At 63.4% G+C, this 9,554-nt stretch carries 12 protein-coding genes; 10 read left to right on the top strand and 2 right to left on the bottom strand.

Annotation, left to right across the window (positions count from 1 at the left end):
* Nucleotides 1-240 (bottom strand): hypothetical protein (locus tag FLO80_RS23070; protein ID WP_223145534.1); only part of this gene is annotated, 240 nt, incomplete at its 3' end.
* On the opposite strand from FLO80_RS23070, the gene FLO80_RS21410 reads away from it, so the two are divergent.
* From FLO80_RS21410 to FLO80_RS21370, 9 genes are all read left to right on the top strand, one after another.
* Nucleotides 124-594, top strand: a complete 471-nt coding sequence (locus tag FLO80_RS21410) for a GNAT family N-acetyltransferase (RefSeq protein WP_149187094.1) — start codon at nucleotides 124-126, stop codon at nucleotides 592-594. The genes FLO80_RS23070 and FLO80_RS21410 overlap by 117 nt on opposite strands.
* A 194-nt stretch (nucleotides 595-788) precedes the next feature.
* The gene (locus tag FLO80_RS21405) at nucleotides 789-1,988 is read left to right on the top strand and encodes a DUF932 domain-containing protein (protein WP_111369435.1); all 1,200 of its coding nucleotides are present in this window, start codon (nucleotides 789-791) and stop codon (nucleotides 1,986-1,988) included.
* 129 nt (nucleotides 1,989-2,117) lie between these two features.
* The gene (locus FLO80_RS21400) at nucleotides 2,118-2,558 is read left to right on the top strand and encodes a JAB domain-containing protein (RefSeq protein WP_111369429.1); all 441 of its coding nucleotides are present in this window, start codon (nucleotides 2,118-2,120) and stop codon (nucleotides 2,556-2,558) included.
* A 109-nt stretch (nucleotides 2,559-2,667) separates the two neighbouring features.
* Complete coding sequence (locus FLO80_RS21395) at nucleotides 2,668-3,171, top strand: DNA repair protein RadC (RefSeq protein WP_111369427.1); 504 nt, start codon at nucleotides 2,668-2,670, stop codon at nucleotides 3,169-3,171.
* Between the two features lie 108 nt (nucleotides 3,172-3,279).
* The gene (locus tag FLO80_RS21390; RefSeq protein ID WP_111369425.1) at nucleotides 3,280-3,753 is read left to right on the top strand and encodes a DUF6878 family protein; all 474 of its coding nucleotides are present in this window, start codon (nucleotides 3,280-3,282) and stop codon (nucleotides 3,751-3,753) included.
* A gap of 273 nt (nucleotides 3,754-4,026) precedes the next feature.
* Complete coding sequence (locus FLO80_RS21385) at nucleotides 4,027-4,446, top strand: hypothetical protein (RefSeq protein WP_111369421.1); 420 nt, start codon at nucleotides 4,027-4,029, stop codon at nucleotides 4,444-4,446.
* Nucleotides 4,439-5,083, top strand: coding sequence for a DUF8835 domain-containing pootine (locus FLO80_RS21380; protein WP_111369433.1), 645 nt, complete (start codon nucleotides 4,439-4,441; stop codon nucleotides 5,081-5,083). Before FLO80_RS21385 ends, FLO80_RS21380 begins: the two co-directional genes overlap by 8 nt.
* Nucleotides 5,084-5,149: 66 nt before the next feature.
* On the top strand, nucleotides 5,150-5,734 hold the full coding sequence (locus FLO80_RS21375; protein ID WP_439328726.1) for a DUF6088 family protein: 585 nt from the start codon (nucleotides 5,150-5,152) through the stop codon (nucleotides 5,732-5,734).
* On the top strand, nucleotides 5,727-6,749 hold the full coding sequence (locus tag FLO80_RS21370) for a nucleotidyl transferase AbiEii/AbiGii toxin family protein (protein ID WP_111369417.1): 1,023 nt from the start codon (nucleotides 5,727-5,729) through the stop codon (nucleotides 6,747-6,749). The genes FLO80_RS21375 and FLO80_RS21370 overlap by 8 nt, the downstream gene beginning before the upstream one ends.
* A gap of 24 nt (nucleotides 6,750-6,773) precedes the next feature.
* Here the strand turns inward: FLO80_RS21370 and FLO80_RS21365 are convergent, their stop codons facing one another.
* A complete protein-coding gene (locus tag FLO80_RS21365) occupies nucleotides 6,774-7,070 on the bottom strand; it encodes a hypothetical protein (protein ID WP_111369415.1) in 297 nt (98 codons plus the stop codon).
* A gap of 176 nt (nucleotides 7,071-7,246) precedes the next feature.
* Here FLO80_RS21365 and FLO80_RS21360 point away from each other — a divergent pair.
* Nucleotides 7,247-9,554 (top strand): strawberry notch-like NTP hydrolase domain-containing protein (locus FLO80_RS21360; protein ID WP_188078388.1); only part of this gene is annotated, 2,308 nt, incomplete at its 3' end.

The following is a 9,554-nucleotide window of genomic DNA, read 5'->3' as shown; positions in this document are numbered from 1 at the left end:
GAGCCCTCTTCGACTAATGCTGCGGCATGGACGAATGGCAGCATTGGCGAGTTGCTGCTGATTGCCTTCTTTCAGTAGGCTGCGTACCTTTGAGCAACTGGTGGACAGAAAGAAGGATTGGGTATGAAAATCAGAGACGCAGTCGTCGAGGACGTAAAGCAGATGAGTGCATTTCTCAAAGAACTGACAGCCTCTGGTAAGCGAACTAGCCCTGACGATGAGACCTTTGTTCGCGCCCATTATATTGAGGATCCTGGCAAGATCCGGTGTTCTGTCGCCGAGGWYGAAGGCGTTATTCTGGGTTTCCAGTCGCTCAAGTTAGCTGAGCCCGGCAATAAGTGGGKCGTTGAACCGAGATGGGGCATCATCGGCACTCACATAAGGCCCTCCGCCTCCCGCCGTGGGGTGGGMCGCGCGCTCTTTGACGTAAGTYGCTCGGCTGCTGCAGAAGCGGGTATCGGCAACATCGACGCGACGATTGCAGCAACCAATCCCGAAGCATTGGCATATTACGAGGCGATGGGCTTTCGAACCTACCGGACCCCAGATGGACTAATCTGCAAGCGTTTCGCTGTTGTGGGGCAGAGTTCCTAGACGCATGGTTTCGGGCATTGCCGCGCGGGCAAGTTTTGAAAAAGCAGACGTTGCAGCAGAAAGTTTGAATTTCCGTTCTGTCCGCATTGCGGCCGATCATGCCAAGCTTTCGAGAGTGAGAGGAGTGCCGGTTTCCCGGTGACGGGTTGAAGGCTGGGAGAGTGGCTTCCGGCGCCTGTCACGGAGGAATGCCGATGGGCATCGTAGAAGTTCTGGATTCAGGTCCGCCGGCGCGGGCTGGTGGCTGGAAAGTGGATGTGAGCCGGGGTGAGCGGAGCGGGCGGGTGTCGTCCGAATGGTTCAACCGGCCCGATGACGAGCGGTATCTGTCGCTCGACGAACTCTGGGCCAACGTGAAGGGCCGGTCCGAGCGCAGCCGCACCCGTGTGGTGCAAACGGCCGACATCCGCGTCGAGGCCGCGCGCGACAACCCCGAGCGGTTGCACTTGATGCTGCCGAAAGCGCAGGAGCCGGTGGCACCCACGCACTGGGCCTTTGGCCAGCTTGCCAGCATCGTCGGCGCTCCGGCGTCCTACTTGCGGCAGTTGCCCGCGCCGCTGGCAGGGATCAACCTGCAATACGGCCTGACCAACCACCGCGCCGAGCAGGTGAAGACCTTCGAGACGGAAGACGGCCGCACGGAACTGCGCGCGGTCACCGGCCCTGATTATGGCCGCATCCACGATTTCGAGCTGGTCGAGGCGGTGCAGCGCATCGCGGGCAATGGCATCGGCGACACGCGCTGGAAGGTGCCGGGCGTGCTCGATTGGTCGACCGGGGTCTACAACCCCGATGTCGAGATCAGCCGCGACACGACCACGCTCTATGCCTCGGACCGGGACGTCTTCCTGTTCCTGGTCGATGATCGCAACCCGATCGTGGCGGGCAAGCTGCCTGACGGCTCTCCTGACCTCTACTTCCGGGGCTTCTACTGCTGGAACTCCGAGGTGGGCGCGAAAACCCTCGGCATGGCGAGCTTCTACCTGCGGGCGGTGTGTCAAAACAGGAATCTGTGGGGCGTCGAGGATTTTCAGGAGATCCGGATCCGCCATTCGAAATATGCCGCCTCGCGCTTTGCCCATGAGGCGGCCCCGGCGCTGACGCGGTTCGCCAATTCCTCGCCGCAGGGGTTCGTGAACGGCATCAAGGCCGCGCGGCAGCAGATCGTGGCGCGCAGCGATGAGGATCGCGCGGATTTCCTGCGCAAGCGTGGCTTCTCAAAAGCGGAATCTGGCAAGATCATCGAGAAGGTGCTGATAGAGGAAAATCGCCCGCCCGAGAGCATTTTCGATTTTGTGCAGGGCATCACGCGGCTTGCGCGCGACAAGACCCAGCAGGATGCGCGGCTCGACATGGAAGGGCGTGCGAAGAAGCTCCTCGACCGGGTCGGCTGACAGAGCGCCCATGCAGCGATCGCCCGACAACGGGGCGGTCGCTGTAGCCTTTTTCTCAACATTTACGCCGTTGGCCAGGCCCCGAAAGGGCAGGGGGCTTCGGTGTGGTGCGCAATCAGTGAGATCCCCATGACCCCCCAGGAAGAAACCATCGTCCTCGAGGCCCGCGACATCCTTGGCCGATACCTCAGCCAGAATCCGGTCATCAGCAGCTGGCAGGCGCTGATGGACTATTGCGCGCTCACCGTTCGCGGCCCCATCGAGCGATTCCATGTCCTCTATCTCGATCGCAAGAACCGCATCATCGCCGATGAGCTTTTGTCGACCGGCACAGTCGATCATGTCCCCGTCTATCCGCGCGAGGTGATCAAGAGAGCCCTGATGCTGAACGCCAGCGCCCTGATCCTGATCCACAACCACCCGTCGGGCGATCCGATGCCGTCCGATGCCGATCTCAGTATGACCAAGGAGATCCAGAAGGGCTGCAAGTATCTCGGCCTGACGCTGCATGACCACATCATTGTAGGTGCCGGGACGGAGCTGAGCCTGCGGGCGCTCGGCAAACTCTGACGTCCCTTCCTGACCTATCGCCGCCGCCCCTTCGAGGAAGAGGGTGGCGGTTTGGTCTTTGACGGATGAGGCGGGGAGAGTGGCTTCCCGTGCCGTTGGAGATATTGCCATGTTTGACCTTCCCCTGCCGAACCAGTCGGGCCCGCGTCCAAATGGCCCGACTGTCGCTCCTGATCCCAGCCTGCCTTTCGCGCTGACGCGGGTGCACCGGACGCCGGCAGCCCTGATGTCGGGCACCGCTGCCCCCGTGGTCGTTGAGCGTTTTGCGACCTTGGCTGATGCCATGCAGGGGGCGTTTGAGCTTGCCGAGGACAACGGCCCCGATGCAGCGCCGCAGCTTCTGGCCATCCTTGATTGCGACCAGCGCCTGGTTCTTGCCGGGGCCGCCAGTCATGGCGCTGTGGCTTGGTGCCACCCTGTCGCCAATGCTCTTGAGGCGCGGGCCGTTGTGACCGAAGCGGTTCAGCTGCGCGCCCAGGCTGGCCGTGCCATTGATTGGCACGAGCCTGAATTGGCGCAGCGACTGCGTCACCGTGCCGATCTGCTGGATGCGCGTCTGGTCGATCCGCTCTGGCGCGCCTTTGCCGCCCGCGCGCTGCAGATCGCGGCGTGACGCCCGAGAGACAGAGGAGGGATGGGGAGAGATGCGCCTTGCGGGGGAGAGCCGAGTGCATCCCCTCGCAAGGGCGCGTCGACCCGCAGCTATGTCAAGGAGAGACCCATGCGCCAGAATGAGCCCACGCTGATGGCCCCACTGCCCCCCGCCCGCGCGGATTTTCGCGCGATCCATGCCGGCCATGCGTCGAACGAGGCGCGCATTGCCGCACTGATCGCGGCCAATATGGCCCGGCTTTATGATCATCTGATGGGTGCAGGCATCACCCATGTCGCGGCCAGTTTCATCTGTGATGATGACACCTGCCTGATCACCAGCATCGCGGCCTTTGCCGATGACACGCGCGTGGCCTGCCCGGATCTGGACATCCCCTATGTCGATCTGGACCCCGATACTCCGGGCGACGCACTTCACAGGCTGCCGCTATCAGACGCAATCACGCGGCTGGCCTGCGATGTGCTGCAGGACCTGCGCGCGGCCTCGGGCACGACCCTGGCTGCCGATGGGAGTCTCTCGCTTGATGCGGCTGCGCGCGCGAACCTGTTGGATTACAACCCACACCCAACAGGCGCGCGCTGATGGACCCGGCCTATGCGCGCCTTGGCCTGGCTGTCAGCGCCACACCCTGCACCGTGCTGCGCGCCGCGATCCGTGCGCTGCATCCCAGCCTGCGGCGCATGCACCCGCTGCGCGCGTCGCGCCACCGGTTCTACCGCGCCATGCTGGCCAGTCACGCGAGCGTGCAGGCTGAGACCACGCCAGTGGGCGCGGACTGGCGCTGCCCCCTGATCACTCCAAGCCCCTATACCCCATGCCCGGCCATTGGTCGGGCCTTTTCTAATGGAGACCCCAATGGCGGATTATTTCACCCGTTTTTCCTGCCTGCTGGATGTCGGCACGCCCGACAAGGCGGCGCGCGCCTATGAAGCGTTTTTGGCGCTGCGCAATGATACCTATGCCGAGACCGAGGCGCTGTGTTGCGGCTTTGATTTGTCGATCCAGACCGATCCTTCAGGATCGACCCTCTGGATCCACGATGGTGACAGCAGCGACCCTGATGCGGTCATCCACTTCGTGCTGCGCCTTGCGGGAGAGCTCGATCTCACCGGCCTATGGGGGTTCAGCTACGCCCTGACCTGCTCACGGCCACGCATTGAGGCCTTCGGCGGTGGCGCGCATGTCATCGATCTGGGCGCGCGCAAACTGATCGGCGCGACCAGCACGCAAGATTGGCTGGCCGCTGCGCTGAATTGGGATGACGCACATGCCTGAGGTCATTTGCACAACAGTCTACCAGTTCCCCGAACTCTCGGATGCGGCCAAGGAAAAGGCGCGCAGCTGGTATCGCGAGCTCGGGCCCCACGACGATTGGTGGGACGCGGTCTACGAGGATTTCGAGCGGGTCTGCGAAATTCTCGGCGTCCGGCTCAAAACCACGCCTGTGCGGCTGATGGGCGGAGGGACGCGGGCCAAGCCCTGCATCTGGTTTTCAGGGTTCTGGAGCCAGGGGGATGGGGCCTGTTTTGAAGCATACCTCGGCCACGCCAAGGGCGCGGCCGCGCGCATCCGCGACTACGCCCCGACGGACGCGACGCTGCACGGCATCGCCGACCGCCTGCAGGCCATCCAGCGGCGCAACTTTTACCAGCTTGCTGCTGAGGTCAGCCATCGGGGCCGCTACTACCACGAATACACCATGTCCGTGGACGTCACCCGCGACAGCCCGACCTGGCAACCGCCCACCCAGGATGCCGAAGAGATTGTGACCGAGGCGATCCGCGATCTCGCCCGCTGGCTCTACCGTCAGCTTCAGAGTGAATACGACCACCTTACCTCGGACGAGTCCGTTGAGGACGGCATCATCGCCAATGAATACACCTTCACGGAAGGGGGGCGGCGGTTTGGGTGAGAACGCAGAGTTGAAACCTGTCAGAAAACCGCTTATCTTTCTGACAAAGGAGCGATCATGGAGCGCATGACTGAAAGCATTATGCAAGTCGCAACAACGTTGCCGGAGGGGGTGCCCTTGGCAGCGAAGGGGCTTTTGCACCTCGGCTCGCGCGCGGCAGTCGATCAGACCCTCTCGCGCTTGGCCGCGCGTGGAGAGTTGATCCGGGCCGGACGCGGGATCTACATGCGCCCGGTCCAGACGCGCTTTGGTCCGCGTAGCCCCTCGGCCGAACAGGCGATCGAGGCGCTTGCTGCACAGAGGGGCGAGACGATCGTCCCAAGCGGCGCTTCTGCTGCGAATGCCCTGGGCCTGACGACGCAGGTGCCGGTTCAGTCGGTCTATCTCACCTCTGGTCGAAGTCGTGTACTCAGCCTTGGCCGTCAAGTGGTCGAGCTGCGCCACGCGCCGCGCTGGCAATTGACCCTCGGGAACAAGACCTCCGGGCAGGTCGTGCGTGCTCTTGCCTGGCTTGGGCCGGAGCAAGCGACCGGCGCTCTGCCTATCCTGCGTTCCAAGCTCACGGACACAGCGAAGATGGAGTTGATCACTGTCGCGCCGCAGTTTCCGACCTGGCTGGCACAAATGATCGGGAAACTGGTCCATGGCTGAGGCGTTCCTCCGCCTCAGCGCTGGCGACCGTCTGGACGCGCTTGGTGTCGCAGCCGATCAGCTTGGGCGGCCAAGCCATCTGCTCGAAAAGGACGTCTGGGTTGTCTGGGCGATCCAGCAGCTATTCGGATCGCCCATCGGTGCCAGCCTTGTCTTCAAGGGTGGCACCTCGCTCTCGAAGGCCTATCAGGTCATTGACCGGTTTTCCGAAGATGTAGATCTGACCTTTGATATGCGCGCGCTGATCCCGGATTTGCTGGATGGTCGTGAGGATGCCATGCCGGTCTCATCCAGTGAAGAGCGGCGTTGGTCAAAGCGGGTCCGACAGGCGTTGCCTGAATGGGTGGCAGAGACCGTCCAGCCGATCTTGCAGCAAGCCCTCGAGCAGGATGGGATCGAAGCCGAGCTTCGCCTCGACGGCGACAAGTTGTTCATCAACTATCCCAACCTCGCTCAAGGTACGGGATATGTTTCGCCGAGCGTGATGCTGGAATTCGGGGCGCGCTCTACCGGCGAGCCTGCATCTGCGCGCGACATTGTCTGCGATGCTGCTGCTGCGATTGAAGGCGTGGAGTTTCCGGTGGCGCGTCCCCGTGTCATGCATGCCGAGCGAACGTTCTGGGAGAAGGCGACGGCGATCCATGTGTTTTGTCTGCAGGCTCGCATGCGCGGAGATCGCTTCTCCCGACACTGGCATGATGTTTTCCGCCTGGATGAGGCGGGTATGGCTGCCGTGGCCATCGAAGATCGGGCGCTCGCGGCCGCAGTGGCTCGTCACAAGACGATGTTCTTCTCTGAAAAGGCCGCCGATGGCGAAAAAGTCAACTACGACGCAGCGATTGCTGGACATCTGCAACTGGTGCCAAGTGGTGACGCCTTTGACCTCCTCGCGGAAGATTACCGTCGGATGACAGAAGACGGCTTACTTTCTATTGCGCCTGAGCCGTTCAACATCTTGATGGATCGCTGTGCTGATATCGCGCGCAGGGTTAATACAGCTTTCAAAGCGGAATAGGCGACAGGGGCATCGGAACCAGTGTCACTTGTTCCCGTCGATCCACTTCGACATCAGCCCCTTGTCGCGGAAACACTCGTCCGGCACGGCGCGGCGCTTGATGCGGGCGAGGCGCTCGGCAAAGGCGACCTGTTTGGACGAGGGCAGGCTGTCCAGCGCTGTCGCGGGTGTGAGCTTGGCTTGTGCGTCGATCCAGGCGCTTAGGGACCGCCGATCTTGCTGAACCTCCCATGGCAAAAGCGTCTGGTTGCGCAGGGCCAGCGCGCGCGCATAGGCGATCTGCTTAGGGGTCGCGGGCAGGGCGTAAGTGGTGCTTTCCATCGGGGATCTCCCTTCTTAGCGTGGCTCTCAAAATAGAACATAACAGGAACAAAGGCAAGCCACCTCAGGAAATCATGGGGTTTGAGAGGAAGGGGAGGGCCGGGGAAGGTCAGGCCTGAGGGTGCCCGAAAGAGGGCGTCCGGGCCTGATCCTGTTCCTCATTCCGGAGTTTCCCGATGACCCATCTCGCCCATTTTGCGACCGAGCGCGCACTTGCGCCTGTTGTCCCCATCCCGTCCCTCGATACGGCTGCTGCGATCTTGAGCGTGGCCGAAGCGCTGCAGACTGATCTGGCGCAAGGTTTCCAGATCGACGCGCTGCGCCTGCGCGTTGAGATGGAGCGCGCCTTCGGCGGCTCTGACGCGGAGGGCGCGTGGGATTGGAAACTGGCCTATGAGGCGGGCGAGGTGGCGCTGGTCCTCTTCCTGCGGAAGTTTGGCCGCACGCTGTTGGCGCGGGCTGAATCACCCGCAGCGCTGCTGCCGATCCTTACCAAAGTGTCCGGCCTTTTGCCCGCGCATACCCGGCGCTCGGAGGAGATGGAGCGGTTCCAACAATTCAGCTCACCGCTGCCCATGGGACTCGCGGCGCTCGCCGCCGCAAAGATCACGTCACGTGACCTGGTCCTTGAGCCTTCGGCCGGGACCGGGCTTCTGGCGATCCTCGCGGAAATCGCGGGCGGCAGCCTCGCGCTGAACGAGCTTGCCGACACCCGCGCTGATCTCCTCCGTCGCTTGTTTCCGGACCGGCCTGTCACGGGCTTTGACGCAGCCCAGATCGACGATCATCTGGACGCAGGGTTGCGCCCGAGCGTGATCCTGATGAACCCGCCGTTCTCGGCGGTGGCCAATGTCGACGCCCGCACCACCGAGGCGACAGCGCGGCATCTGCGCTCTGCGCTCGCGCGCCTGGTCCCCGGCGGACGGCTGGTCGCCATCACCGGTGCCAGTTTCGCGCCCGATTCCCCGGCTTGGGCCGAAACCTTTGGCCGCCTGACCGAGACCGCGCATCTGGTCTTTACAGGTGCCGTATCCGGTGCCGCGTTTGCCAAACATGGCACCAGCTTCGAGACGCGGATTTCGGTCTTCGACAAATGCCGCGGTGGCGAGGCGGGCGGCATCACAGCCGATCTGGCGCGCCCGATTTCGCCTGATGTCGCCAGCCTGCTGTCGCTGATCACTACCCATGTCCCCCCGCGCCTCGAACTGGCGCAGGTCGCACCAGCCGGGCAGGGCCCCACTTCCCCCTTCCCGGGAAATCCTGCCCGCACCACGCGCACAGGCATCAGCTCGTCGCGCGCCACGCCTGCAACAGCCCCCACCAACACCGCGGTGCAGATCGAGGCCGCAGACCTCGCCTATACCCTGCGCGATGCAACCGAGGACGGGGCCAGCGCGCGCCTGTCGGATGCTATTTATGAGACCTTCCGTCTGCAGGCGATCGAAATTCCCGGAGCGGAACCGCACCCGACCAAGCTTGTGCAATCTGCGGCCATGGCTTCGGTCGCGCCCCCAAAACCCAGCTACCGGCCCAAGCTTCCAGCCGCCATCCTGCGCGATGGCCTTCTGTCCGACGCGCAGCTTGAGACCGTGATCTACGCGGGCGAGGCGCATGGCGCTTATCTCGCGGGGTCTTGGACCGTCGATGAGACCGGCGACATGGTCTCGGCCGCGCCGGACGATGCCGCTGACGCCGTCCGTTTCCGCCGCGGCTTCTTCCTTGGCGACGGCACCGGGGCGGGCAAGGGCCGCCAGTCGGCCGGGATTGTGCTCGACAACTGGGCCCAGGGTCGGCGCAAAGCGCTCTGGATCTCGAAGAGCGACAAGCTTCTCGAGGACGCTCAGCGCGACTGGTCTGCCCTTGGCCAGGAGCGGCTGCTGGTCACGCCGCTGTCGCGTTTTGCACAAGGCCGCGACATCCCGCTGAGCGAGGGCATTCTGTTCACCACCTATGCCACGCTGCGCTCCGAGGAGCGGGGCGCAAAAAAGTCCCGCGTCGATCAGATCGTCGACTGGCTGGGGGCCGACTTCGACGGGGTGATCCTGTTCGACGAAAGCCATGCCATGGCGAATGCCGCAGGAAGCAAGGGCGAGCGCGGCGATGTCACGGCGTCGCAACAGGGCAGGGCCGGTCTGCGTCTGCAGCACAGGTTGCCCAATGCCCGCGTGGTCTATGTCTCGGCCACGGGTGCGACCTCGGTCCATAACCTCGCCTATGCGCAGCGGCTTGGGCTTTGGGGGGGCGAGGACTTTCCGTTTTCGACGCGGGCGGAATTTGTGCAAGCTATCGAAGCTGGCGGCGTTGCCGCGATGGAGGTCCTGGCTCGCGATCTGCGGTCGCTTGGCCTCTACACGGCGCGCTCGCTGTCCTATGACGGCGTCGAATACGAGATGCTGGAACATGCGCTGACGCCGGAGCAGCGCGGGATCTATGATGCATATGCGCTCGCCTTCGGAGTCATACATCGGAACCTGTCCGCGGCGC

The organism is Aquicoccus porphyridii, from assembly GCF_008369105.1.
GTDB classification, from domain to species: domain Bacteria; phylum Pseudomonadota; class Alphaproteobacteria; order Rhodobacterales; family Rhodobacteraceae; genus Aquicoccus; species Aquicoccus porphyridii.
Note: the sequence above shows the minus strand (reverse complement) of the source record. Positions and strands in the feature narration are given on the sequence as shown.